Genomic DNA, 25,759 nt, shown 5'->3' with positions numbered 1-25,759 from the left:
CTCCTCCCATTCTTGTTTATTAATATTTTCGGGTTTATAAATCTTAAATGACACAGACGGTTCTAAATCTTTCATTCGAACCATTACTCGTGACTTGTATAATTCTGTAGATGTAGTTACTCCAGAAAACATAAAAGTATCAGGTAATCGTATTAACCACATCAATCCAGAAGTAGGTTTATTGGAATTTGGTAAAGACCAATATGGGAATAAAAAAACGCATTTAGTGCCTAAATTGGCTATGAATATGTTTACACCTTACAGACGTCCTAAAGGTCCAAATATTAAATTCTTTTTTATATACCACACCTCACATAAAGAAGCTGTAAAAAGTTTTTATAACAATTTAAAATTTGGTGTCACAGCACAAAAGAAATATTTTAAAGGAATAGAGGATTATGTAAACATAAAAGCATCAACATCCAAAGAACATTTTATTGAATTTACAAACGAAAACGACCCTTTACCAGACATCATCCAAAAGCTGGAAAACCTAAAATTTGACCACGACAATGTAAAGTATGCTGCTTTTTATTTAAGCCCATTCGATAAGTTTACACCAGATCCCGAAGACAGAGAAATTTATATTCAAATAAAGGAATTGTTTTTAAATGAAGGTATTATTACCCAAGTAGTGGATTATCATAAAATGATTGAAAATATTGAAAATCAATACAACTTTCAATTTTCCTTACAAAATATGGCATTGGCAATGCACGCTAAATTAGGTGGCGCACCTTGGAAGTTAGCAGTAACCGATAAAAAAGAATTAGTAATTGGAGTAGGAGCCTTTACCAATCAAGGCGAAAACAGACGTTACATAGCAAGTGCTTTTAGTTTTCAAAATAACGGTCTATTCAGAAACTTTGAATATTTCAATCAAAACCAAACAAAGTTATTAGCAGGAAGCATTTTAAAAGCTATTAGAGATTTTACTTCAGTAGCTCAAGCAGATAAAGTAGTCATTCATTTTTACAAAGAAATGAAATATGAAGAATTACAGCCTATTATTGAAGGAATGCATCAATTAAAATTAGGAGTGCCTTTATATATTCTTAACATCAACAAAACAGAATCCGAAGACATTATTGCTTACGACCTTAATTGGAATAATAAAATGATGCCATTAAGTGGTACGTACATTCGTATAGACAGCAACCAATTTTTGCTATTTAATAATGCACGCTATCCAAATTCACAATACTATACAGATACAGATGGCTATCCATTTCCAATAAAAATTAAAATGAGTAGTCCAGACGACGATGCGTTTGAAGATGCTAATGTAGCATTAGAACTATTAACGCAAGTCTATCAATTCAGCAGGCTATATTGGAAATCATTACGCCAACAAAATGTACCAATCACCATTAAATACCCTGAAATGGTGGCACAAATAGCACCACGCTTTAACAATGGTGTTCCAGAGGATGCAAAAAACAAATTGTGGTTTTTGTAAAAAATAACTCATTATCTTTTGCACAACCATTGCATTCAATAATTTGTATATTTGTCTAAATTATATGAAAATATTCGTTTCCATATCAATGTCTATTTTATTCTTTTTTCAAGGGATAAGCATAGATATGGACTTTTGTGGTCCAATTAAAGAAATTTCAAACGTTATTACCCATTATCAAGACCATAAAGTTTATGGTGACTCTTTCCTTGATTATGTAGTTGAAGATTACATTGGCAGCGATGCTAAAAATGAAGAGCATCATCATAACCCAGATAAGGAGAATACACCAGTCCATTCTCATAATCAATGTTGTCACCCGTTGGTATTAATTATTGCGAACAATAATTTGGCTTTAACCAATCGACTAAAATTTGAAGAGAAAAAACAGTTTAATTTACATCAAGTAAACTTCACTTCCAGATATCTGGAATCTCTTTTTCAACCCCCTCAAGTATAATTCAGTTTTTTTTAAGGATAACTATATCCTAACGTGATGCTTCTCAAAGTAAGCATTGCTCTATAAAAGCGTTGCACCTATTCGCACCGCAAGTTTTCAACTGAATTAATACATTTTCTATGATTAATAAAATCATTGATTTTTCAATCAATAACAAATTCATTATTGGTTTGCTAACGCTTACCATTGTTGGAGCAGGTATTTGGAGTATGACCCAAGTACCAATAGATGCTGTTCCAGATATTACCAATAACCAAGTTCAAGTCATTACGCAAGCCCCCAATTTAGGTACAGAGGATATTGAACAATTTGTAACCTACCCTGTGGAAGTTGCAATGAGCAACCTGCCTGATGTAAAGGAAATCCGTTCCATTTCTCGTTTTGGTTTATCTGTAGTTACTATAGTTTTTGACGATGATATGGGAACGTATCTACCACGTCAATTAGTAGCAGAAAAACTAAACGAAGTCAAAGAACAAATTCCGAGTGGTTTTGGCGAGCCAACTATGGGTCCTATTTCTTCAGGTTTAGGAGAAATTTATCAATACACACTTAAAGTAAAACCAGAGTATAAAGACAAATATTCGGTTACTGATTTGCGTACAATGCAAGATTGGATTGTTCAACGTCAAATGGCTATGGTAGAAGGTGTTGTTGAGGTAAACGCCATAGGTGGAAAAATTAAGCAATACGAAGTCGCTGTAGACCCAAACGAATTAAAAGCTATTGGTTTAACAATTACCGATGTTTTTGAAGCTCTTGAAGCTAACAATCAAAATACTGGTGGAGCATACATTGAAAAGAACCATCAAGCCAATTTTATTCGTGGAGAAGGTTTGGTGCGTAGTTTAGAGGATATTAAAAAGATTACGGTTAAAAACACTAACAATATTCCAATTACCGTTGGCGACATTGCTACGGTACAATTTGGTGCCGCTATTCGTTATGGAGCTTTAACCCAAGATGGAGAAGGCGAAGTAGTTGGTGGTTTGGTTATGATGCTTAAAGGCGCTAATTCAAACGATGTCATTGAGAATGTAAAAGTGCGAATGGCTCAAATTGAAGAGTCATTACCAGAAGGTGTCATTATCGAACCTTTATTAGACCGAAGTAAATTAATAGCAGAAACGACCTCAACGGTTGCTACCAATCTAATTGAAGGGGCATTAATAGTGATATTTGTTCTTATTTTCTTATTAGGTAACTGGCGTGGTGGTTTAATAGTAGCTTCAACAATTCCATTATCTCTATTATTCGCATTTATACTAATGAATGTTTTTGATGTTTGGGCTAACCTAATGAGTTTAGGAGCAATAGATTTCGGAATTATTGTCGATGGTGCTGTGATTATTGTAGAAAGCACCGTTTTTCTAATTGCTTCGCAAGTCCTAAAGAAAAGGAAATTGACATCTAAAGAACGTGATGGTGTTGCGGCAGATGCCTCAAAAAAAATGATGAATGCTGCCTTTTTCGGTCAGCTGATTATTTTAATTGTATTTCTGCCAATACTGGCATTAGAAGGTATTGAAGGAAAAATGTTCAAACCAATGGCATTGACCTTTATTTTCGCAATGATTGGTGCAATGGTACTTTGTTTAACCTACGTTCCAATGATGTCTGCACTTATTTTAAGAGCGCCAAAGTCAGACAAAAAATCTTATGGCGATAAATTCGTGCATTGGGTAGAACGTAAATACCAGCCACTATTAGAAAAAGCATTAAAGAAGGGAAAATTAATAATTGGTGTTTCTGTTGTTTTATTTGGTATTGCAGTTTTTATGTTTACAAGAATGGGTGGCGAATTTATTCCACAACTCGATGAAGGTGACATTGCATTTCACGCCATTTTAAAACCCGGAAGCTCGCTTACAGAAACGATTGAAACAACCACAAAAATTGAACAAATTGTAAAAGCAAAGTTTCCAGAAGTTGAAAAAATTGTAAGTCGAATTGGTGTTGCCGAAATTCCAACCGATCCAATGCCAATGGATTTAGCAGATGTATTTGTAATACTGAAACCAAAAGGTGAATGGACAACCGTTGAGACAAAAGATGAACTCATCGAAAAAATGAAAGAAGCAGTGGAAATAATTCCTGGTGTGAATTATGAGTTTACGCAACCAATTGAAATGCGGTTTAACGAATTGCTTGAAGGTGTTAGAGAAGATATAGCTATTAAACTTTATGGAGAAGATATAAATGTATTGTCTCAAAAAGCAGAAGAAATATCTAAAATTATTGCAGGTACTGATGGTATTGGAGATATGAAAGCGGAAGCTACAACTGGTTTACCGCAAATGACAATTACTTATAACAGAAGTAAATTGGCACAATACGGACTTCAAATAAACACGTTAAATCAAATTGTGCAATCAGCTTTTGCAGGAGGAATAGCAGGAACTATTTTTGAAGGAGAAAAACGATTTGATTTGGTGGTTAGGTTAAGTTCTCATAATCGTAAAGACATAACAGATGTGCAAAATTTGTTTATCAACTTACCTTCTGGTGCACAGATTCCACTTCGCGAAGTAGCTGATGTAAGTTACAAAGCAGGTCCAATGCAAATAAGTAGAGATAACACCAATAGAAGAACTTATGTAGGTATTAATGTAAGAGGTCGTGATGTAAAATCGTTGGTAGGCGAAATTAAAACTAAATTAGATGCACAATTAGAACTACCTTCTGGTTATTTTATTCGTTATGGTGGTGCTTTTGAAAATTTAGAACGTGCCAGTAACCGTTTACAAACTGTTGTTCCTATTGCCTTGTTACTCATTTTTGTACTGATATATTTTGCACTAAAATCGTTACCACAAACCTTAATGATTTACATCGCTATCCCAATGGCAACCATTGGTGGTGTTGTAGCATTATGGTTACGAGATATGCCTTTTAGTATTTCGGCAGGTGTTGGTTTTATTGTACTGTTTGGTGTTGCTGTTTTAAACGGATTAGTAATGATTAGTGGACTTAACGAATTAAAAGAAGAAGGAGTAACCAATCTAAAAGATAGAATAATAGAAGGTACAAAGCGAAGAATTAGACCTATTATGTTAACTGCTTTTACAGATGTTTTAGGCTTTTTACCTATGGCAATTTCAGCATCAGCTGGTGCAGAAGTTCAGCGACCTTTAGCAACTGTTGTAATTGGTGGTTTATTAACCTCTACATTATTAACATTATTCGTTTTACCTATATTATATCATTGGGTAGAAAACAAATCATTCAATTTTAGAACTGACAAAAAAGTAATAACAGTTACTGCTATGGTAGCTTTTATGTTTTTGTTGCCAATAACAGGTAACGCACAACAAATAAAAGATTCGTTACCATTTATTTCAATGCAAGAAGCAGTGAAATTGGCTAAAGAAAACTATCCAAGTCTAAAACAACGACAGCTTGAAATTGATAAGCAACAACAATTAAAAGGAACTGCTTTCGATTTTGGTACTACTCAAATTTTTACTGGTGGCGAAGAAATTAACAATGGCACAGGTATTTATACAACTATAGGTGTTGGTCAATCAAATATAGACGTGTTTGGTATTTCCCCAAAGAGAAAATTACAGGAGCAACGTATTCAGTTAGCCCAAAAAGCCTTTCAGCTTTCAGAATTAGATTTAGAATTGGAAGTTAAAAAGGCGTGGGCAAATGCCTTACAAAGTAAAAGGAAGTATAATTTATACAAAGAGTTAGATTCTATTTATGCCAATTTTGAAAAAGCAGTTGCATTAAATTATGAAGTAGAAGCTATTTCGCGGTTAGAATATTCGGCTGCCAAAAATCAAGCCTTACAAATTCAGAATAAATTTATGCAATCAAAAAGTGAATATGCTATTGCATTACAACAACTAAATCTATGGTTAGTTTCTGATGAATATTATACAGTTTCAGATGAAATTGATATAGAGAGCGAAATAAATGTAGAATCCTTTAGTTTAGAAGCACATCCGTTGTATACTATTTCTCAACTTCAAGTCACAGAAGCAGAAGCAAACTATAGAGCTGCTAAAGCCGAAAATTTACCAAAGTTCAACCTTCAAGGTGGCCTGCAAAAAGTAAATGGAAATACTGGATTTTACACCTATCAAGCTGGTATTTCCATTCCGTTCTTATCTGGTACAACAAAAGCACAAGTTAGAACAGCAAAAATTGATAGACAAATTGCCGAATCAAATATGCAGTTCAAACAAAAAGAAGTACAATCTAAATTTAATCAAACTAAAGAAAATTACCAAAAATGGAAAACATCTTGGCTGTTCTATAAGAATGAAGTATTACCACTTATTAAAGAACAAAAAACAGGTGCTTTGTTTGCATATAAAGAAGGAGAGATTGATTACACAGCGTTTACACAACTTATAAAAGAAGCTATTCAATCAGAACTGGAAGCACAAACAGCTTTAGCAAACTATTTAGAAAGTACATTTCAATTACAATATTTTAATCAATAAGAAAATGAAAAATAGATTATATAAATTTTTAGCCATAATAATGTTATCCATTTTTGTTTCTGCTTGCGGAAATAAAGAAAGCCACAAAGAAGACAATGGCAATTCGCATAACGAAGAACAAAATACTGAAGAAAACGATGACCATAGCGAAGGCGAAGAAGTGATGCTTTCACAACAACAGTTTGAAGCCTTAAAAATGAAAATAGACACCATTGCTTCACGCAATATGAGTGGCTATGTGGAAGCCAATGGAACTTTAGAAGTACCACCACAAAACGAGGCTGCCATAACATCAGTAATTGGTGCTAATGTAGTTTCTATTGAAGTGATTGAAGGGGATAAAGTGAATAAAGGTCAAGTAGTGGCATATCTTTCACATCCAAATATTATTCAAATGCAAACCAATTATTTAAATGCCTATAGTGATAGTAATTTTTTAAAGAAGAATTATGAGCGTCAACAAAAATTGTACGATGCAGGTGTAGGATCTGGTGCAAATTACCAAAAAGCTGAAGCAGAATATGAAGCCTCAAAGGCAATGGTTCAAGGAATGGCAGCTCAATTACAATTATTAAATATTAGTGCAACGTCGGTTCGCAATGGTAGTATTGCACAACGTATTTCACTACGCAGTCCTATTGAAGGCTATGTGCAAAAGGTAGAAGTAAAAACAGGACAATATGTTGAACCTCAAACCGAACTCTTTGAAATAGTAAATACACATCACGTTCACGCTGATTTAATGGTGTTTGAAAAGGATGTATATAAAGTTAAGAAAGGTCAAAAAGTAACCTTTAATGTACAAACAATGCAAGATGAAGAATTAACAGCTGAAATTTATTCGGTAAGTAAAACTTTCGAAGACAATCCTAAAGCGGTACACGTACACGCAGAAATTGAGAATAAAAAAGGGATTCTTATTCCTGGAATGTATATTCAAGGAAAAATCCAAACAGAAAATACGAAAACTATGGCGTTGCCCGAAAGTGCCATAGTAAAAGAAGGCGATAGATTTTTCGTGTTTTCGGCGGAAAAAGAAAATGAAGACTGGAGTTTTATACCTATAGAAGTGCTATTAGGGGCAAAAGATGGTAATTGGATAGCAGTTCAATTTACTGAAGTACAAGATAAAACCACAAAATTTGCTTATAATAATGCGTATTATTTAATAGCTGAAATGAAAAAAGGCGAAACAGAACACGAACATTAATTATGCAAACAATAGAACAATTTTTAGAGTCAAAAGATATACGGGTTACGGCAATGCGTTTATTGATTTATAAGTTTCTTGCAAATAAACAAATAGCAGTAACATTAAGTGATATAGAAAATGCTTTTGAAAAAGCAGATAGAACCACATTGTACAGAACTATTAAAACATTTGAGGAAAAAGCGATAGTGCATCAAATAGACGATGGCACAGGAATTACTAAATATGCTCTGTGTGAAAACGGATGTAATTGCGAAATTGAAACTGATTTGCATCTACATTTCCATTGTAATAATTGCAATGAAACCGTTTGCTTAACAGAACATAAAATACCTCAAATAAAAGTACCAGATGGTTTTGTGTCAGAAAATGTAAACTTGGTTGTAAAAGGTATTTGCGATAAATGTAGTGGACAATAATTGCACTTCCATTGCACTGTTTTTAATTGCATTTTTGTAATCAAAGAATTAAGTAATTATGAAAAGTAAATTAGCGATAACAAGTTTGCTTACAGCAATTACAGCTTCATTATGTTGTATAACACCTGTTTTGGCTTTAATAGCAGGAACAAGCGGTGTAGCTTCAACAATTTCTTGGATAGAACCATTCAGACCTTATTTAATAGGACTAACCATATTAGTTCTTCTTTTTGCTTGGTATCAAAAATTGAAGCCAGAAAAAGAAATATACTGCGGCGAATGTGAAACGGATGAAAAACCAAAATTTATTCAATCAAAAACCTTTTTAGGATTTGTAACAGTATTCGCAATAGTGATGTTGGCTTTCCCGTATTATTCAGGAATGTTTTACCCAAACACAGAAAAGCAAATACTCGTAGTTAACAAATCTGATATTAAAACAGTTGAATTTAAAATCAGTGGAATGACTTGTGTGAGTTGCGAAGAACACATAAATCACGAAGTAAACAAACTCAACGGAATTGTTAACTCAAATTCCTCATACAAAAAGGGTAATGCAATTATTGAATTTGACAAAACTAAAACCAGTGAGATGGAAATTGAGAAAGCAATTAACACAACAGGTTATAAAGTAACCGACAAAAAATAAAACTAATGGAAATTATATTAAAATCAGAAATTACGTGCCCTAACTGTGGTCATAAAAAAGAAGAAGAAATGCCAACAAATGCTTGTCAATTCTTTTATGAATGTGAAACGTGCAAAACGGTTTTGAAACCAAAAGAAGGCGACTGTTGTGTGTTTTGCTCTTTTGGAACAGTTCCTTGTCCACCAATTCAAGAAAACAAAAGTTGTTGTTAGTCCGAAGAAAATATGAAAAAAAAGAAATTAAATTTAAGAGATATAAAATCAAATTCAAAAGAGCAACATAGTCAGGATGATGGTCACGATCATAGTGGCAATTCAAGTCAAATTAAAGCCTATATTCCAGCAATCATAAGTTTTACAATGCTAATTATTGGCATTGCTTTAGATTATTTTGATGTTGCATTTTTTAAAGATTGGTTGCGTATTGTATGGTATGGTATAGCTTATTTGCCAGTAGGACTTCCTGTAGTAAAAGAAGGATGGGAAAGTATTAAAAAAGGCGATGTGTTTACAGAGTTCTTTTTAATGTCCATTGCTACTATTGGAGCGTTTATTATTGGCGAATATCCTGAAGGTGTTGCAGTAATGTTGTTTTACGCAGTTGGGGAACTTTTTCAAAATGCAGCTGTTAACAGAGCAAAAGGAAATATAAAAGCCTTACTTGATGTAAGACCAAATGAAGCTCTGGTATATCGCAACAATGATTATGTGTCTGTGAGTCCAGAAACGGTTGAAATTGGCGAAAAAGTGCAAGTTCGTGTGGGAGAAAAAATTCCTTTAGATGGTATTCTACTTTCCAAAAAAGGTTCATTCAACACAGCAGCATTAACAGGCGAAAGTAAACCTGATACGATTGCAAAAGGTGAAAAAGTTTTTGCAGGGAGTATCAATCTCGATGGTGTAATTGAAATCGAAACTACAAAAGAATTTAAAGATAGTTCCATTGCAAGAATTTTGGATATGGTACAGAACGCCACTGCTCGAAAATCTAAAACAGAATTATTCATTAGAAAATTTGCACGTATCTACACGCCAATAGTTGTGTTTTTAGCAATAGGTGTTACGTTTCTACCATACTTTTTTGTAGATGATTATGTCTTTAGAGATTGGTTATACAGAGCTTTAATTTTTCTTGTGATTTCTTGTCCTTGTGCCTTGGTTATTTCTATTCCTTTGGGTTATTTCGGAGGATTGGGTGCAGCTTCAAAAAACGGAATTTTATTTAAAGGAGCTTCGTTTTTAGATGCAATGACCAAAATAAACACCTTGGTAATGGATAAGACAGGAACGGTTACCAAAGGAGTTTTCAAAATCAAAGTAATCAAAGCTATTGGTTGGGACGAATCCGAATTTATGAAATACCTGATGGCTATGGAAGAACAATCCACACATCCTATTGCAAAAGCCATTTTGGAATATAAAGATGAAGGTGCAGATTATGAGGCTTCCGATGTATCTGAAATAGCAGGTAAAGGTTTAAAAGGTATCGTGAATGGCAAGACTGTTTTAGTTGGTAATAAAGCCTTAATGACAGCCAATAATATTAATATTTTAGAGGAAACAGAAACTATTGTAGAATCTATAGTATTAGTATCTATAGACAATACATTTGCAGGTTATGTTGTCATTGCAGATGAATTAAAAGAAGATGCAAAAGAAACAATTACAGCCTTACATAAAGTTGGTATTAATAATATAATGATGCTTTCTGGAGATAAAGATTCCATTACCCAACAAGTAGCAAGAGAATTAAATATTGAAATGGCTAAAGGTGGTTTACTACCAGAGGATAAATTAAATGAAGTTGAAATTTTAAAGCAAAATCCAGCAAACAAAATAGCTTTTATAGGTGATGGTATTAATGACGCACCAGTTTTGGCAGCAAGTGATGTAGGTATAGCAATGGGTGGATTAGGAAGTGATGTAGCTATTGAAACAGCAGATGTTATTATTCAAACAGACCAACCTTCAAAAGTGGTAAAGGCGATTAAAATAAGTCGTTCCACAAGAAAAATCGTTTGGCAAAATATTATTTTGGCATTTGGTGTCAAAGTAATTGTACTGATTTTAGGAGCAGGTGGTTTAGCGACAATGTGGGAAGCAGTATTTGCAGATGTAGGCGTAGCATTATTAGCAATATTAAATGCGGTTAGGTTACAGAGAATGAGTTGGAGTTAAGATTAAACTTCTGTTAAACAAAATCAATAGTTGTTAAAATTTCGTAACTTCGCAATCATTATGAAGCAGTTTTTCCATAAAATAATGTCTTTAGCAATGGCTTTTGTAGTGTTGTTTTCTACAATGTCATTTACTGTCAATATGCATTATTGTGGAGGCACTTTAGTTGAAACTGCTATATTCCAAAAGGTCAAAGGTTGCGGAATGGAAATGGAAAAACCTTCAACCGAAGGATGTTCAATTACCAAGAAAAATTGTTGTGATGATAAACAATTAGCAATTGAAGGTCAAGACGAATTACAATTGCAAGTTGACAATATCACGTTTGAGCAACACCTATTCATTGCATCTTTTGTCTACACTTACATCAACTTTTTTGAAGGTTTAGAAAATAATGTTTCTTCTTACGAAGAATACAAACCGCCACTCGTCATAAGGCGTATCTACAAGATTGACGAGACTTATTTAATTTGATTTTTAAACAATAGACTTTTTTATCCTATGACTGCAATGTCGTAAGGATAATTTGCTGTATTCGGTGTTGTCCAAACACTAATGTCTAATTGTTTAATAATCAAAACAAATGCTAAATAAAAGCATCAAATTTTTAATAGAAAACAAACTCGTAGCAGTTCTGTTACTCGTCCTTTTTATAGGATGGGGAACGGTTAATGCACCTTTTAATTGGGATACTGGGTTCTTACCAAGTAATCCAGTTGCTGTAGATGCAATACCAGATATAGGTGAAAACCAACAAATAGTATTTACTAAATGGGATGGTCGTTCACCACAAGATATTGAAGATCAAATTACGTACCCATTAACGACGTCCTTGCTAGGAATTCCTGGGGTAAAAACGATCCGTAGTTCTTCTATGTTCGGCTTTTCAAGTATTTATATCATTTTTGAAGAAGACATAGAATTTTACTGGAGTAGAAGTCGTATTCTCGAAAAACTTAATTCCTTACCAAGTGGTTTATTACCAGAAAGTGTTAATCCTGCATTAGGTCCCGATGCAACAGGATTAGGACAAATATTCTGGTACACACTCGAAGGTCGTGATGAAAAGGGAAATGTTACTGGTGGTTGGGACTTACAGGAATTGCGAAGTATTCAAGACTACTATGTAAAATATGCTTTATCCTCTGCAAGTGGCGTTTCTGAAGTAGCTTCTATTGGTGGTTATGTTCAAGAGTACCAAGTGGATGTAAATCCAGAATTGATGCGACAATACAATATCGGTTTAAATCAAGTTGTAAAAGCAGTTAAGGAAAGTAATAAAGACATTGGTGCACAAACTATTGAAATCAATAATGCAGAGTATTTAGTACGTGGTTTGGGTTATGTAAAATCTATTGAAGACATTGAAAATGCGGTAGTCACTTCCGAAGACTATACATCAATCAGAATAAAAGATATTGGAAAAGTCTCTTTAGGTCCTGCAACACGAAGAGGATTATTAGATAAAGAAGGCGCAGAAGTTGTTGGTGCTGTTGTGGTAGCGCGCTATGGTGCAAACCCAATGGAAGTTATTAATAACGTAAAGGAAAAGATTAAGGAATTAAGCGCAGGACTACCTTCAAAAGTGTTATCAGATGGAAGAACATCGCAAGTAACCATAGTGCCATTTTATGATAGAACAGAATTAATTCAAGAAACTTTAGGTACACTCAATGAAGCCTTAACTCTTGAAATATTGATTACCATTTTGGTTATAATCATAATGGTGTTTAATCTTCGAGCTTCTATATTGATTTCTGGCTTATTGCCCGTTGCAGTATTGATGGTTTTTATAGCAATGAAGTTCTTTGGAGTCGATGCAAACATAGTAGCTCTATCAGGTATTGCTATTGCTATCGGAACAATGGTAGATGTGGGTGTCATACTTTCAGAAAATATTATAAGGCATTTAGATGAAGATAATGGAACACAATCCATAAATACGGTAGTTTATAACGCAACAGCCGAAGTGTCTGGTGCAATCGTAACCGCAGTAATGACCACTATTATCAGTTTCATACCTGTATTTACTATGATTGGTGCAGAAGGAAAATTATTTAGACCGTTAGCCTTCACAAAGACATTTGCATTAACCGCATCTATTATTGTTGCCTTATTCTTGATACCGCCTTTTGCAGCTTTTTTATTCAGAAAGAAAAGTATTAAAATCAATTTTATATATGTTTTAAATGGCGTTTTAATAGTGCTAGGTGTTGTTGCCATAGTTTACGGTTATTGGTTGGGGTTAATATTGGTTGGGTTTGGAATTGTTGCACTTATAAAGCAACAAGGGATAGTATCAGAGAAACAAGCGAATCTTATCAATATCATTATTTCTGTATCAGCTATTGTATTCTTGTTAGCCGAATATTGGAGACCGTTAGGAGTTGACAAAAGTATTTTTTGGAATCTCATTTTTGTAAGCGTTATATGCTTCGGTTTATTAGGTGTTTTCTCATTATTTATAAAATACTACAGACGTATTTTGAGATGGTGTCTAGATAATAAACTATTGTTTTTATCCGTACCAACAGCAATAGTCATCGCAGGTTTTTTCATTATGAAAAATACAGGCAAAGAGTTTATGCCATCATTAAACGAAGGTTCATTTCTACTAATGCCAACCTCAATGCCACATTCTGGCGTAGAAGAAAACAAACGTGTTTTACAACAATTGGATATGGCTGTAGCAAGTATTCCAGAGATTGAAACTGTAGTTGGTAAGGCAGGAAGAACAGAATCAGCTTTAGACCCAGCACCACTATCAATGTACGAGAATATGATTCAGTATAAATCAGAATATATGCTGAATGAAAACGGAGTACGCCAACGCTACAAAGTAAATGATGATGGCTTCTTTGAATTGAAGGATGGTCGTTTGGTTTCTAATCCTAATAATTCCGAAAACGTCATTTTTAGCACTATAAAAAGGTCTCAATTAATTGAAGATGATGATGGCGAGTACTATCGTAACTGGCGACCAAAAATTGAATCACCAAACGATATTTGGAATGAAATTGTAAGAGTTACAAAACTTCCAGGCGTAACCTCTGCACCCAAACTACAGCCTATTGAAACCCGATTGGTAATGTTACAAACAGGAATGAGAGCACCAATGGGAATCAAGGTAAAGGGTCAAGATTTAAAACAAATAGAAGCATTTGGGATACAATTGGAAAACATTTTGAAACAGGCTGAAGGCGTTAAGCAGGAAGCGGTTTTTGCAGACCGTATTGTAGGGAAGCCTTATCTGCTCATTGATATTGACAGAGAAAAAATAGCACGTTATGGCGTTACCATTGAAGAGGTTCAAAACGTTTTGAAAGTGGCAGTTGGCGGTATGGTAATAACCCAAACGGTTGAAGGTCGAGAGCGATACGGTGTTCGAGTAAGATACCCAAGAGAAATGCGAGCTAACCCAACTGATTTAGAACAAATTTATGTGCCAGTTGAAAAAGGCAGTCCTGTGCCTTTAAATGAATTGGCAACAATCCGTTACGAACAAGGTCCACAAGTCATAAAAAGTGAAGATACTTTTTTAGTAGGTTATGTCTTGTTTGATAAATTGGATGGGTTTGCTGAAGTAAGCGTTGTTGAAAATGCACAAGCATTGATTCAAGAAAAGATAGATTCTGGTGAATTGATAGTTCCGAAAGGAATCAACTATGCCTTCACGGGAACTTACGAAAATCAATTAAGAGCTGAAAAAACCTTATCGATTGTTGTGCCTTTAGCTTTGGCAATTATCTTTTTAATACTGTATTTCCAATTCCGTTCTGTGGCAACCTCATTAATGGTCTTTACAGGTATTGCAGTAGCGTTTGCAGGTGGCTTTATAATGATATGGCTCTATGGTCAAGATTGGTTTTTAAACTTCAATTTCTTTGGGGAAAATATGCGAGACTTATTCCAGATGCACCCAATTAATTTAAGTGTAGCAGTTTGGGTTGGGTTTATTGCACTCTTTGGTATTGCAACAGATGATGGTGTAGTAATGGCAACCTATTTAACGCAAACTTTTGATAGAAATACACCAGAGAATAAAAAAGAAATTAGAGCATCCATAGTGGAAGCAGGAGAAAAACGTATCAGACCCTGTTTAATGACTACAGCTACAACCATTTTAGCATTATTACCAGTACTGACATCAACAGGACGAGGTAGTGATATTATGATACCAATGGCAATACCAAGTTTTGGTGGAATGCTTATAGCCTTAATAACCTTATTCGTAGTTCCAGTATTATTTAGCTGGAAAGCCGAAATTCAACTTAAAAGAACTGTAAAATGAAACAGATAAAATCACACATAAAAACAGTCTTTATTTTTTGTTCGTTATTCTTTGTTCTCATAGGAAATGCACAACAATTAGAAACACTTATAGATGAAGCCTTAACAAACAATCCAGAAATTCAAAAGTTTGAGTTACAATACAAAAGAGCTTCCGAAAAAGTAAATGAAGTCAATACCATTCCTAATACCGAATTTGGTGTCGGTTACTTTGTAAGTGAGCCAGAAACTAGAACAGGAGCGCAACGTTTTAAGGTATCTGCTAAACAAATGTTACCGTGGTTTGGTACAATTACATCAAGAGAAAATTACGTGAGTTCATTGGCAGATGCTAAATACGAGGACATTGTTATCGCAAAGCGAAAACTAATGGCTTCGGTATCACAATCCTATTATAATCTATTCGCCAACAAAGCAAAGCAAGAGGTCTTAACTGAAAACATCAAACTATTAGAAACTTACGAAACATTAGCACTAACATCTGTTGAGGTTGGTAAAGCATCCGCAGTAGATGTGTTGCGATTGCAAATGCGTCAGAACGAAATGCAACAATTAAAAGACGTATTGCAACAACAATTTTTAGCAGAACAAACTAACTTCAATAATCTATTGAATAGAGATAATGATGTTACCGTGAATGTGGTAGATAGTTTACTGATACCTTCTGAAGACTTTGATATTACTTCTGAAAATTTAGCATTACATCCCGAATTACTAAAATATGATAAACTTTATAAATCCATAGAGCAATCAGAATTATTAAATCAAAAAGAAAGCAGTCCAATGATTGGTTTTGGATTAGATTATATCAATGTTGCTGAAAGACCAAATATGGATTTCAGCGATAACGGAAAGGATATTGTAATGCCAATGGTTTCGGTATCTATCCCAATTTTCAATAAGAAATATAAATCCCAAACCAAACAAAATGATTTGCAGCAGCAGGAAATTACTGCTCAAAAACAGGAACGTTTAAATGCATTGGAAACGCTTTTAGACAAAGCAAATAACGAACGCATTTCTGCAAGAATAAGTTATGCTACTCAAACAAAAAACTTAAAGCAAGCTAAAGATGCAGAAGACATTTTAATCAAAAGCTACGAAACAGGAACGATAGATTTTAATGATGTTTTGGATATTCAAGAACTACAACTAAAGTTTCAAATGAACCAAATAGAATCAATTAGAACTTATTATGTTCAATCAACGATTATTAATTATTTAACACAGCAATAATGAAACACACATATAAGATTGCGGGAATGACTTGCAATAACTGTAAGGCTTCCGTCGAGAAATATTTAAGTAAAATAGACCACGTATCAGAGGTGTCTGTTAATCTTGAAAAAGGTGAGGCAGAAGTGAAAATGAATAAACATATTTCAACTGATATACTACAAAAAGCATTACCAGAAAAGTATACTTTATCTGAAAAGAAAGAGAAGAATGTGTTTGCATCTTCAAGTATGTCGGCAATGCCTATGGAAGAAGAAAAAAGTAAATTACAACAGCTAAAACCTTTATTGCTTATCATTTTTTATATAGCAACTGCAAGTGTATTATTACATTATAAAAATTGGACTTGGAGCGCTTTTATGCTCGACTTTATGGGGTTATTTTACATCGTGTTTAGTTTTTTCAAGATGTTAGATTTAAAAGGCTTTCCTGAATCCTTTCGTATGTACGACCCTTTAGCTAAACGTGTTCCTTTTTATGGGAAAGTTTATCCATTTATTGAAACAGCTTTAGGACTGATGTTTTTATTGCGGTTTGAAATTAATATAGCTTTAATAATTACACTTATAGTATTAGGGATAACAACAATTGGAGTAACAAAAACATTATTGGACAAAAAATCAATACGATGTGCGTGTTTAGGTACTGCTTTAAAATTACCTATGACAGAAGCCACTTTTATTGAAAATGCTATTATGATTGTAATGGCGACATTAATGCTTATAAATTAAATTGTTATGGTAAATAGGCATACTGCGTTAAAAATTAGAAAAACCCACAGGTATTTGGGTCTCTTTTTAGGGATTCAATTCCTGTTTTGGACTATTAGTGGTTTATACTTTAGTTGGACGAACATCGATGAAATACACGGAGACCAATTTAAAAACTTGAAGTATCAACCCAAAGCATTTAATAGTTTAATAAGTCCTTCAGAAATGGATGTTCCAAATGGTATAAAGACTATTGAATTAAGAGATATTGATAATGCACCGTACTATTGGATAAATAAAGAGCAATTGTATAATGCTTTAGATGGAATGCCAAAAAATAGTATTACGCAGAAAGAGGCACTCTATATTGCCAAAAACCATATGAAAAGTGGTTTAGAGGTAGAATCTGTTGAGCAAATTACGGAAACTGGAAAACACCACGAGTATCGAGAAAAACTACTACCTGCTTATGTTATCTCATATAAAACAGATGAAGCACTAAAAGCATACGTTTCTGTAAGCGACGGAAAATTTCAAACCGTAAGACATCGTTCTTGGCGTTGGTTTGATTTTTTATGGATGACACATACCATGGACTATGAAGGCAGAGACAATTTTAATACCATTGTTTTGAGAGCCTTTTCACTTTTAGGATTGATAACCGTTTTAAGTGGGTTTTTGTTGTGGTACACCTCGTCACCTTCAATTAGGAAATTATTAAAACGAAAAAAAATAAAGAAATGAAAAAGTATATAGTTTATCTCGGAATATTAGCTGTTGGTCTACTTTTAGGGTGGATACTGTTTGGTGGCTCACCAAAAGAAGAAACAGACCATAATCACGATGCAGTTACAGAAACCAATCAAATGTGGACCTGTTCAATGCATCCACAGATTATGCAACCAGAAGCAGGAGATTGCCCTATTTGTGGTATGGATTTAATTCCTGCTGATGGTGTAAGTGATGGTTTATTAGCAGACCAATTCAAATTGACTGAAAACGCAATTGCTTTAGCTAATATTCAAACATCTATTGTTGGTAAAGGCAATGTTGAAGGCAATACTATCAAATTATCTGGTAAAATTGCTGAAAACGAAGAAGCAAATGCAGTACAGGTAAGTTATTTCGCTGGAAGAATTGAACGTTTGAATGTGAGTTTTACAGGCGAAGAAGTTCGTAAAGGTCAATTATTGGCAACCATTTATTCGCCAGAACTCTATGCAGCACAACAAGAATTAATTACAGCAGCATCTTTAAAAGAATCACAACCTGCTTTATACAAAGCAGTCCGTAATAAATTGAAATTATGGAAGCTCTCTGAAAATCAAATTAATAAGATTGAAGAAACAGGAAAAGTGAAAGAAAACTTTCCTGTGTATGCAACCTTTTCGGGTACTGTTACAGAAAAATTAGTAGAGCAAGGCGATTACATTAAACAAGGTCAACCCATATTAAAAATTGCCAATCTCAACACAGTTTGGGGAAATTTTGATGTGTATGAAAATCAGATTAACCGCTTTAAAAAAGGACAGGAAGTGATGATAACAACCAATGCCTATCCTAATAAAGAATTTAAAGGTAAAGTTGATTTCATTGACCCAGTTTTAAACACCAAAACAAGAACTGTTACCTTGCGTGTTGTTTTAAACAATAAGGACGATGTATTTAAACCAGGAATGTTTGTAATCGCAAATATTGAAGACAGTACAGCTAAAAATGACGAAGTATTAACAATTCCTTCATCTTCTGTGTTATGGACAGGTGAACGTTCTGTGGTGTACCTTAAAACAAATCCAGACCAAACTATTTTTGAAATGCGTGAAATTAAATTAGGCAATCAAATTGGTAATGAATATGAAGTTTTAGAAGGATTATTTGTTGGAAATGAAATAGTGACTAACGGTACATTTACGGTTGATGCAGCAGCACAATTACAAGGCAAAAAGTCTTTGATGAATAAAGATGGTGGTAAAGTAATGACAGGTCACGAGGGTCATTTAGGTATGGATAACAATTCACCCAACACAGAAAGTGACCACACTATTATGAATGAGCGTCTGAAAGTATCAGCGAAATTTCAAGAGCAGTTAAATGCTGTTTTCAATGCGTATATCAATTTAAAAGATGCTTTAGTGAAAGAAGACTCAAAAGGCGCTTCTGAAAGTGTAATAAGTTTACTAAACAATTTAACCAGAGTAGATATGAAATTGTTATCAAACAATAAGGCGCATAATCATTGGATGTCATTAGAAAAGGAAATAAAACCTTCAGCGACCTCAATTTCTGAAACATCCGATATAAAAGCACAAAGAGACCATTTTAAATATTTATCATCACATCTAATCAATGCTGTTCAATTGTTTGGTGTTAATGAAAAGGTTTATGTGGAATTTTGCCCTATGGCAGATAACAACAATGGTGCATATTGGTTGAGCAAAGAAGAAAAAGTAATCAATCCATATTTTGGCAGCGCAATGCTAACCTGTGGAGAAGTAAAACAAGTAATAGAATAATAAATCAAGTAATAACAATTAAATTTTAAACAATGAAAAAAGTAAGATTAACAACAATTATGGTAATGGCATTTATAAGCTTATCAGCAATGTCTTGTAAAGATGCGAAAACAGAAAACAGTACCAATTCTGAAATGATTACTGAGGAAGACCATTCAAAAATGAACCACGATAATTCCGATGGTCACCACGATGTGGATAAAAAGGAAATGGCAATGAACGGAGATGGAAATTCCCAAACAATATTAAATGACTATTTCAACTTAAAGGATGCCTTAGTGGCAGATGATAATGCCAAAGCTAAAGAATTGGGTGCAACCCTCGCAACATCATTAGGAAAGCTTGACATTTCAAAATATACGGATGCTCAGCAATCAGAATTAAAGGACATTATGGAAGATGCTATCGAGCACGCAGAACATATCAGTGAAAGTGATATTAAACACCAACGCGAACATTTTAAAGTTTTGAGCAAAGATGTTACTGATATGGTAGCTATTACGGGAACACAAGTGAAACTATACGAGCAATTTTGTCCAATGTATGATGGCGGTACAGCTTGGTTGAGTACAAAGGAAGAAATACGCAATCCATATTATGGAAGCCAGATGTTGAAATGTGGTAAAGTACAGCGAGAAATTAACTAAATGAAAATTGTAAAAATCATATCACTGATTTTATTGGTTGGATTTGTGGGCATACAGTTTGTGCCCACAGACCTCAATCAAAGTGATACTGTGCCAAAAACTGACTTCTTGTTGGTAAACAACACCCAAGAAAACATAAGCGCATTATTACAAGAGTCCTGCTATGATTGTCATAGTAATAACACAGAATACCCTTGGTACAATAAGGTACAACCTGTTGCTTGGTTTTTAGAAGACCACATTAATGAAGGAAAGGAAGAATTGAATTTCAATGAATGGGATGCGTATTCCAACCGAAGAAAAAACAGCAAACTAAAGTCAATAATTAGTCAGGTTAAAGATGATGAGATGCCACTAGCATCTTACACCTTGATTCACAAGGATGCTAAGTTGTCCAATTCTGAAAAGACCTTGATTATTGATTATATGAAGAACCTAAAAGAAACATTAAAATAATGCCCTGATATGGGAAGGAAATACTGGTTGGTTGGTTAATAGCCCTTCCCATTTCAGGCACTATAAAAAGTATTATGAAACAAACCCTTAACATAAAGAATATGGTATGTGACAGATGCAAATCAACTGTATTAAGGGAGTTGGAAGAATTGGGTTGTGACATAAAAACGGTTGAGCTTGGACAAATTGTTCTAAACAAAAAGACAGGCATCCAAACATTAGAATTAGAAAAAGTGCTGAGCAAACACGGTTTTGAAATCATAAAGGATGAAACAGAAATTTTGATAGAGGAAATAAAAATTGCGCTCATAAAAAAAATCGAAAATCAGGACAATGCAAACCTTTCATCTTTTTTGACCAAAAGGTTTAATAATTACTCCTACACTAAAAATAAAACCGTCCGTAGGCGCATAAATTTCTGGAAATTCTGGATTGTCGTGTGGTGGCAAAACCAAAGGTGAAAACCTACTTTGTCTTCTGTCTGTAAAGTTTTCAAAATTTACAAAGGTTGTTCCCCATTTGAAATTGCGCATTAAAAGCAATCCCATAGTTATAAAATCCGGATACCAACTCCTTGATCATTTCATTCTATCTGAAGAAAGTTGGCTCAGCAATTACTATAGTCCTTTAGAAAAGGAGCTCGCAACTCTTAAGAAAGATCTTTCCAAAGACGAAGAGACAAAAGAAGTTGTTCAATCTTACAAAGATGAAATAGAGCTATACAAAAGGTTTAAGGATTACTTTGGGTATGGTTTCTATGTAGCGAGGAAGGTGAATTAAGAAATTCTTGGCTGCATCTTTGAATAATAGGGGGAGCAACTTATAATGATAAAACCGTTATAGTGTTATTGTGTAGCGGTTTTTTGTTTACATCGATTGAACTAAGGAATGATACATTTAATTGTTTTACTTTAATTCATCCTATATATTATGGGAATCATAAGTAATATTTAAATTTGTAACATAACAAAAGAGGTTTATGTTGCAAAATTTCTTTTACGCTATTAGAAATACCTTTGAACAATTTCTTCTATGTTATTCAAGGTTATTTTAAAAGACATCTATTAGAATTAACTATGAAATTAAGATCAAACTGCCCTTTAAATATTTTTTTAGATCTCGTTGGAGATAAATGGTCATTATTGATTATCCGAGACATTTTTATGGGAGCAAATACCTATTCTCAGTTTCTGAAATCTCCTGAGAAAATAGCATCAAATTTACTTGTTGATCGACTTAAAAAGCTTCAATCATATGGTATTCTGAATGTTATTGCAGACAAGCAAGATTCCAAAATAAAACACTACTATCTTACTGAGAAGGGCATTGACCTGTACCCTATTTTAGCTGAAATGATGAATTGGACCCAAAAGCATATAAAGGTTGACTTTCATACTTTATCTGAAGAAATGCTGAGTGAAATAAAGCAATTGGAGCCCCCCAAACATTCAGAAAATTATAGAAAAAAATACCGGGTTAAATTGGAAAAATTACTGACCGAAAATCAATGAATAAGCTATTCTAATCCTGCGCAGATTCAATTTGACTTTCTAATTTCCACTACTTATTAAATAGAATTTTAATAAATCAATTATGGTAAGAAGGAATGTTAAGGATAATTATATTGCATATTTAAATAATAAATGTTAAATTTGAATACAACTTTTAACTAATCACTTTATCATGAATAATTTACCCTTTTCAAGTATTGGACCCTACTCCGATTCGTTTACCTCTACTACCGTATTATCTCGAATGATTGAAGGCATAGGTTTTAGATTTTATTGGGCAACCGAAGGCCTTCGACAAATTGATTTGGATTATAAGCCTTGTGAAGATGGGAGGTCCAGCTATGAAAACATTGAACATATATCCATGTTAACCGATGCTATCTCAGATGCATTCGAAGGAAGAATTTATGATTTCTCAAACCAGAAATCTGGATTTGAAGATTATCGCAAAAATACTTTAAACAATTTGGATGCAATCTTTAAGGCCCTTAAGGAAAACTCTGATCTCTCAAAAGTGAGTGTGCGATTAAATATGAATGGTGAGGAAGTTGTCACCCCCTTTTGGAATCTTATCAATGGACCATTCTCGGATATAATTTATCACACAGGACAGGTAGTTGCCTTTCGTAGAATTAGTGGTAATCCTATAAATCCAGGTGTAAATGTTTTCCTAGGACAAGTTATGTCGTAGGCTATCTAATAGATATTTAAATAATTACTAACTAAAAAATTAAAACTATGAGTATTAAAAGAGGAAACATTGGTTTTCATGTATCATTTGTAGTGCCAAACGATGCCACAGAAAGAATGGATCAGTTTATAGCAACACATGAACAGTTTATGCGGGAGACTCATCACCTGTCTGGTGATCAAGAACCAATTATATTATCTTATTCTGTATTTAAATCCCCAGAATTCAACAATCCTTTCGATCCTAATAGTGGTGAAACAGGAAACACTCTTTATGGTTTAACTGAAATATACAGTGGGCCCGAAGGTGTACAAGCACATATGACTTTAGGTCAACAACGTGAAGCAATGTTTGCTGAGCTAGTGGATTTAACAAACACTTACTGTGTTGCTGGACTTTTAGGGGCACCAGTTATTGCGGCAATGGAATAATTAAATAGAAATGAACTTAGTAATAAAAGGAAAATGTACTTCAAGTTATGCTGCAGTGCATAAAGACTTTATGAAACTCTCAGAAACAAGAGCTCAATGTTGTGACGAATCGAAAACTACAATTAGTAAAATAGATGAACATAATTTCATTGTTCTAATGTTTGATGTGGACATGAGTAAGTTGAAAGAATTATTATCTACTCCTGAAAGAGATGAAGTAATTAAACTTAATGGAATCTCAAATGAAATGTTTCAATTTTCACCTTTAAGTTAGCCTCTAAATAATTTTTATCAAACCTTATAAAACCATATAATTATGAAAGTTACTGTACTTTATCCTCAGCCGCTTAATCAAGAAAAATTTGAATCAGATTATAATGCTCATCTGAAATTACTCCATGAAAAAACAGGGATACCAACTGATGTAAAGCCGTACAGCATTACTAGATTTTTATCTGGTTCTGAAGGCAAACCACCGTTTCATCTCATGTTCATCATGCCATTTGAATCGCAAGAACAACTTGAAAAAACAATGTCATCCACTGGTATGCAGGAAGTAGCCGCAGATGCAACTAGAATTTCAACCGGAGGTGCACCCACAATTTTGATAGGAGAAACTATTTAAATCACTGCAGGTTGGGTTTAATGTTATACTCTTCAATGGTAGTAAATTTAAGTATTTCTCATTATGAACAGTTAACTTCAATTAACCAAAAGAATAAATCAATATGGAAGAAGAAGTTTCTAAAGTAAGAGCTCATGATGCTATTGACGGTATACTTTACCTGTTAAGTGTTGGTTTAACATTGTATACTTCGAATCTGGATTTTTTATGGATAGCTGTAGCTGTAGCTGTTGGTGGTCTTCAGCTTATTAGTCCAATAACTAAGTTTTGCCCAGTTTATTCAATTTGAAACAAACTTATACCTAACACTGACCCTATTCAGAACGGCAAGTAAAATTTAATTCACTTAAAGATTTACTTGTGCTGCAACTTTGAATAATAGGGGGAGGGGAAATCAAAATTCAAACACCTGAACCTATCATAATAAGAGTCATTATGTGATGAGTGTCAATCAAATATATTGGCGTAAAACTGATGTTCGATATTTCCAATGAGTTATCTACTAAAACAATAAAACGGTTATACTTTTATAAAGTGTAACCGTTTCTTTATTTTTGAATATGTCAAAAAGAATTTTCTATCCTCTTTTTTTGTTATTAATTCCTTTAATTGGGATGACTATCACTGATGAAATTAATTGGAGTCCATTTGATTTCTTTACTATGGGTTCACTACTAATTCTCCTTGGTATTGGAATTAATTTAGTGAGTAGTCGTGTAAAGAATTTAAAAAATCGAGTCCTATACATTGGAATATTGGTTATAATATTTATGTTAATATGGGCAGAGTTGGCAGTAGGCCTTTTTGGAACTCCTATTGCAGGTAGTTAAGTAAACAATCGCGTCAGTTGTGCTGCAACGTCATTAGTTCATAATAAGAGTCATTATATGATGAGTGTCAATCAAATATATTGGCGTAAAACTGATGTTCGATATTTCCATTGAGTTATCTACTAAAACAATAAAACGGTTATACTATTATAAAGTGTAACCGTTTTTTTATTTTTACAGCATGTTAAAAAATATTATTTACATCTTTTCCCTGCTTTTGTTAGCCTCATGTACCAAATCAACAAACACTTCTTCTATTAAGGTTGTTGGTGAAATGAGAGATGTGATGTGGAAAGGAGATTTAAAAGGTAAGATTGCAACAGATTCATTAAATTACAAAGAAACCTATGGATTAGGACCTATTGAGTTTTTGAAAGGAGAGATAGTAGTATTTGAAGGACAAACATTTGTGTCGAAGGTTATTGACAGTGTTTCTCATCAGGTAACTAAAATTCCCTCAGTCAGGGCTCCCTTTTTTGTATACAGCACAAATAGTGATTTAAAAGTTGTTGAATTCAATCGTGAAAATTTTACGTTAAAGGGGCTTGAGGAATATATTAATTCAGTGTACAAAGATTATGACCAACCACTATTAATACGTATCGATGGTTTATTTGATAACATAAAAGTTCACAGTGTGAATCTACCTGAGGGTAAGAAAGTATCATCCCCAGATGAAGCGCACCAAGGATTGACTCAATATGATTTCAAAAATATTAGTGGATCTTTGATCGGCTTCTTTTCTCGAAATCATAAGGCTGTTTTTACACACCACGACAGTTTCTTTCACGCACACTTTATTTCCGATGATCGTAAAGTGTTAGGCCATATCGACGAAACCGATTTTAATTCTTCAAAAGTAACCTTGAAAGTTTCAAAGTAATTTTATCTTGGGTGAAGAGGAGTTAAAATTCAAACACCTGAACCTTTCATAACAATAGTCATTATATGATGAGTATCAATTAAATCTCTTGGTGTGATACTGATGTTC

General features: G+C 33.8%; 26 protein-coding genes. All 26 read left to right on the top strand.

Going from position 1 to position 25,759, the window contains the following annotated elements; genetic code table 11:
* Positions 1 to 94 precede the first annotated feature (94 nt).
* The 26 genes from ACRHOC_RS14185 to ACRHOC_RS14060 all read left to right on the top strand — a co-directional run bounded on the left by ACRHOC_RS14185 (position 95) and on the right by ACRHOC_RS14060 (position 25,651).
* Positions 95 to 1,459, top strand: coding sequence for a Piwi domain-containing protein (locus ACRHOC_RS14185; RefSeq protein WP_431159296.1), 1,365 nt, complete (start codon positions 95 to 97; stop codon positions 1,457 to 1,459).
* A gap of 64 nt (positions 1,460 to 1,523) precedes the next feature.
* Positions 1,524 to 1,919, top strand: coding sequence for a hypothetical protein (locus ACRHOC_RS14180; RefSeq protein ID WP_431159295.1), 396 nt, complete (start codon positions 1,524 to 1,526; stop codon positions 1,917 to 1,919).
* Between the two features lie 119 nt (positions 1,920 to 2,038).
* Positions 2,039 to 6,373 (top strand): CusA/CzcA family heavy metal efflux RND transporter, encoded by a 4,335-nt coding sequence (locus tag ACRHOC_RS14175; RefSeq protein ID WP_431159294.1) that lies wholly within the window; start codon positions 2,039 to 2,041, stop codon positions 6,371 to 6,373.
* A gap of 4 nt (positions 6,374 to 6,377) precedes the next feature.
* Positions 6,378 to 7,583, top strand: a complete 1,206-nt coding sequence (locus ACRHOC_RS14170; RefSeq protein ID WP_431159293.1) for an efflux RND transporter periplasmic adaptor subunit — start codon at positions 6,378 to 6,380, stop codon at positions 7,581 to 7,583.
* Positions 7,584 to 7,585: 2 nt separating this feature from the next.
* A complete protein-coding gene (locus ACRHOC_RS14165) occupies positions 7,586 to 8,002 on the top strand; it encodes a Fur family transcriptional regulator (protein ID WP_431159292.1) in 417 nt (138 codons plus the stop codon).
* A 58-nt stretch (positions 8,003 to 8,060) separates the two neighbouring features.
* Complete coding sequence (gene merTP, locus ACRHOC_RS14160; protein WP_431159291.1) at positions 8,061 to 8,651, top strand: mercuric transport protein MerTP; 591 nt, start codon at positions 8,061 to 8,063, stop codon at positions 8,649 to 8,651.
* 5 nt (positions 8,652 to 8,656) lie between these two features.
* Positions 8,657 to 8,863, top strand: a complete 207-nt coding sequence (locus ACRHOC_RS14155; RefSeq protein ID WP_431159290.1) for a GDCCVxC domain-containing (seleno)protein — start codon at positions 8,657 to 8,659, stop codon at positions 8,861 to 8,863.
* Between the two features lie 12 nt (positions 8,864 to 8,875).
* Positions 8,876 to 10,828, top strand: coding sequence for a heavy metal translocating P-type ATPase (locus ACRHOC_RS14150; RefSeq protein WP_431159289.1), 1,953 nt, complete (start codon positions 8,876 to 8,878; stop codon positions 10,826 to 10,828).
* A gap of 60 nt (positions 10,829 to 10,888) precedes the next feature.
* Positions 10,889 to 11,302 (top strand): HYC_CC_PP family protein, encoded by a 414-nt coding sequence (locus ACRHOC_RS14145; protein ID WP_431159288.1) that lies wholly within the window; start codon positions 10,889 to 10,891, stop codon positions 11,300 to 11,302.
* A gap of 109 nt (positions 11,303 to 11,411) precedes the next feature.
* Positions 11,412 to 15,119 (top strand): efflux RND transporter permease subunit, encoded by a 3,708-nt coding sequence (locus ACRHOC_RS14140; protein ID WP_431159287.1) that lies wholly within the window; start codon positions 11,412 to 11,414, stop codon positions 15,117 to 15,119.
* Positions 15,116 to 16,354, top strand: a complete 1,239-nt coding sequence (locus ACRHOC_RS14135; protein WP_316940435.1) for a TolC family protein — start codon at positions 15,116 to 15,118, stop codon at positions 16,352 to 16,354. Before ACRHOC_RS14140 ends, ACRHOC_RS14135 begins: the two co-directional genes overlap by 4 nt.
* Positions 16,354 to 17,085 carry a heavy metal translocating P-type ATPase gene (locus tag ACRHOC_RS14130; RefSeq protein ID WP_298949612.1) on the top strand — a complete coding sequence of 244 codons (732 nt, stop codon included), beginning with the start codon at positions 16,354 to 16,356 and terminating at the stop codon, positions 17,083 to 17,085. The genes ACRHOC_RS14135 and ACRHOC_RS14130 overlap by 1 nt, the downstream gene beginning before the upstream one ends.
* 6 nt (positions 17,086 to 17,091) lie before the next feature.
* A complete protein-coding gene (locus ACRHOC_RS14125) occupies positions 17,092 to 17,808 on the top strand; it encodes a PepSY domain-containing protein (protein WP_298949610.1) in 717 nt (238 codons plus the stop codon).
* Entirely contained in the window at positions 17,805 to 19,577 is a 1,773-nt protein-coding gene (locus tag ACRHOC_RS14120; RefSeq protein WP_431159286.1) for an efflux RND transporter periplasmic adaptor subunit, read from the top strand. The genes ACRHOC_RS14125 and ACRHOC_RS14120 overlap by 4 nt, the downstream gene beginning before the upstream one ends.
* Before the next feature lie 32 nt (positions 19,578 to 19,609).
* Entirely contained in the window at positions 19,610 to 20,224 is a 615-nt protein-coding gene (locus tag ACRHOC_RS14115) for a DUF3347 domain-containing protein (RefSeq protein WP_069674108.1), read from the top strand.
* Positions 20,225 to 20,680, top strand: coding sequence for a heme-binding domain-containing protein (locus tag ACRHOC_RS14110; protein ID WP_431159285.1), 456 nt, complete (start codon positions 20,225 to 20,227; stop codon positions 20,678 to 20,680).
* A gap of 74 nt (positions 20,681 to 20,754) precedes the next feature.
* Entirely contained in the window at positions 20,755 to 21,141 is a 387-nt protein-coding gene (locus ACRHOC_RS14105) for a hypothetical protein (RefSeq protein ID WP_069674110.1), read from the top strand.
* Between the two features lie 58 nt (positions 21,142 to 21,199).
* Positions 21,200 to 21,460 (top strand): hypothetical protein, encoded by a 261-nt coding sequence (locus tag ACRHOC_RS14100; protein ID WP_157506012.1) that lies wholly within the window; start codon positions 21,200 to 21,202, stop codon positions 21,458 to 21,460.
* Positions 21,461 to 21,756: 296 nt separating this feature from the next.
* The gene (locus ACRHOC_RS14095) at positions 21,757 to 22,191 is read left to right on the top strand and encodes a winged helix-turn-helix transcriptional regulator (protein WP_431159284.1); all 435 of its coding nucleotides are present in this window, start codon (positions 21,757 to 21,759) and stop codon (positions 22,189 to 22,191) included.
* Positions 22,192 to 22,363: 172 nt separating this feature from the next.
* On the top strand, positions 22,364 to 22,882 hold the full coding sequence (locus tag ACRHOC_RS14090) for a hypothetical protein (protein ID WP_431159283.1): 519 nt from the start codon (positions 22,364 to 22,366) through the stop codon (positions 22,880 to 22,882).
* A 47-nt stretch (positions 22,883 to 22,929) separates the two neighbouring features.
* Positions 22,930 to 23,313 carry a hypothetical protein gene (locus ACRHOC_RS14085; RefSeq protein ID WP_431159282.1) on the top strand — a complete coding sequence of 128 codons (384 nt, stop codon included), beginning with the start codon at positions 22,930 to 22,932 and terminating at the stop codon, positions 23,311 to 23,313.
* A gap of 10 nt (positions 23,314 to 23,323) precedes the next feature.
* Positions 23,324 to 23,587 (top strand): hypothetical protein, encoded by a 264-nt coding sequence (locus ACRHOC_RS14080; RefSeq protein ID WP_431159281.1) that lies wholly within the window; start codon positions 23,324 to 23,326, stop codon positions 23,585 to 23,587.
* A 42-nt stretch (positions 23,588 to 23,629) separates the two neighbouring features.
* Positions 23,630 to 23,938 carry an EthD family reductase gene (locus ACRHOC_RS14075; protein ID WP_431159280.1) on the top strand — a complete coding sequence of 103 codons (309 nt, stop codon included), beginning with the start codon at positions 23,630 to 23,632 and terminating at the stop codon, positions 23,936 to 23,938.
* A 103-nt stretch (positions 23,939 to 24,041) separates the two neighbouring features.
* Entirely contained in the window at positions 24,042 to 24,227 is a 186-nt protein-coding gene (locus ACRHOC_RS14070) for a hypothetical protein (RefSeq protein WP_431159279.1), read from the top strand.
* Between the two features lie 271 nt (positions 24,228 to 24,498).
* A complete protein-coding gene (locus ACRHOC_RS14065; RefSeq protein WP_431159278.1) occupies positions 24,499 to 24,768 on the top strand; it encodes a hypothetical protein in 270 nt (89 codons plus the stop codon).
* Between the two features lie 217 nt (positions 24,769 to 24,985).
* A complete protein-coding gene (locus ACRHOC_RS14060; protein ID WP_431159277.1) occupies positions 24,986 to 25,651 on the top strand; it encodes an acetolactate decarboxylase in 666 nt (221 codons plus the stop codon).
* The last annotated feature ends 108 nt before the right edge of the window (positions 25,652 to 25,759 follow it).

Source organism: Winogradskyella poriferorum, assembly GCF_050618035.1.
Lineage (GTDB): Bacteria > Bacteroidota > Bacteroidia > Flavobacteriales > Flavobacteriaceae > Winogradskyella > Winogradskyella poriferorum_A.
This window is presented reverse-complemented; position numbering and strand designations above follow the sequence as displayed.

Bases quoted from the DNA above. Each gene is read 5' to 3' on its own strand.
- ACRHOC_RS14115 (WP_069674108.1), top strand. From the start codon at position 19,610: ATGAAAAAAGTAAGATTAACAACAATTATGGTAATGGCATTTATAAGC.
- ACRHOC_RS14075 (WP_431159280.1), top strand. From the start codon at position 23,630: ATGAAAGTTACTGTACTTTATCCTCAGCCGCTTAATCAAGAAAAATTT.
- ACRHOC_RS14080 (WP_431159281.1), top strand. From the start codon at position 23,324: ATGAACTTAGTAATAAAAGGAAAATGTACTTCAAGTTATGCTGCAGTG.
- ACRHOC_RS14150 (WP_431159289.1), top strand. From the start codon at position 8,876: ATGAAAAAAAAGAAATTAAATTTAAGAGATATAAAATCAAATTCAAAA.
- ACRHOC_RS14175 (WP_431159294.1), top strand. From the start codon at position 2,039: ATGATTAATAAAATCATTGATTTTTCAATCAATAACAAATTCATTATT.
- ACRHOC_RS14130 (WP_298949612.1), top strand. From the start codon at position 16,354: ATGAAACACACATATAAGATTGCGGGAATGACTTGCAATAACTGTAAG.
- ACRHOC_RS14065 (WP_431159278.1), top strand. From the start codon at position 24,499: ATGTCAAAAAGAATTTTCTATCCTCTTTTTTTGTTATTAATTCCTTTA.
- ACRHOC_RS14110 (WP_431159285.1), top strand. From the start codon at position 20,225: ATGAAAATTGTAAAAATCATATCACTGATTTTATTGGTTGGATTTGTG.
- ACRHOC_RS14095 (WP_431159284.1), top strand. From the start codon at position 21,757: ATGAAATTAAGATCAAACTGCCCTTTAAATATTTTTTTAGATCTCGTT.
- ACRHOC_RS14140 (WP_431159287.1), top strand. From the start codon at position 11,412: ATGCTAAATAAAAGCATCAAATTTTTAATAGAAAACAAACTCGTAGCA.
- ACRHOC_RS14155 (WP_431159290.1), top strand. From the start codon at position 8,657: ATGGAAATTATATTAAAATCAGAAATTACGTGCCCTAACTGTGGTCAT.
- ACRHOC_RS14165 (WP_431159292.1), top strand. From the start codon at position 7,586: ATGCAAACAATAGAACAATTTTTAGAGTCAAAAGATATACGGGTTACG.
- ACRHOC_RS14180 (WP_431159295.1), top strand. From the start codon at position 1,524: ATGAAAATATTCGTTTCCATATCAATGTCTATTTTATTCTTTTTTCAA.
- ACRHOC_RS14145 (WP_431159288.1), top strand. From the start codon at position 10,889: ATGAAGCAGTTTTTCCATAAAATAATGTCTTTAGCAATGGCTTTTGTA.
- ACRHOC_RS14070 (WP_431159279.1), top strand. From the start codon at position 24,042: ATGGAAGAAGAAGTTTCTAAAGTAAGAGCTCATGATGCTATTGACGGT.
- merTP (WP_431159291.1), top strand. From the start codon at position 8,061: ATGAAAAGTAAATTAGCGATAACAAGTTTGCTTACAGCAATTACAGCT.
- ACRHOC_RS14125 (WP_298949610.1), top strand. From the start codon at position 17,092: ATGGTAAATAGGCATACTGCGTTAAAAATTAGAAAAACCCACAGGTAT.
- ACRHOC_RS14170 (WP_431159293.1), top strand. From the start codon at position 6,378: ATGAAAAATAGATTATATAAATTTTTAGCCATAATAATGTTATCCATT.
- ACRHOC_RS14090 (WP_431159283.1), top strand. From the start codon at position 22,364: ATGAATAATTTACCCTTTTCAAGTATTGGACCCTACTCCGATTCGTTT.
- ACRHOC_RS14085 (WP_431159282.1), top strand. From the start codon at position 22,930: ATGAGTATTAAAAGAGGAAACATTGGTTTTCATGTATCATTTGTAGTG.
- ACRHOC_RS14105 (WP_069674110.1), top strand. From the start codon at position 20,755: ATGAAACAAACCCTTAACATAAAGAATATGGTATGTGACAGATGCAAA.
- ACRHOC_RS14135 (WP_316940435.1), top strand. From the start codon at position 15,116: ATGAAACAGATAAAATCACACATAAAAACAGTCTTTATTTTTTGTTCG.
- ACRHOC_RS14120 (WP_431159286.1), top strand. From the start codon at position 17,805: ATGAAAAAGTATATAGTTTATCTCGGAATATTAGCTGTTGGTCTACTT.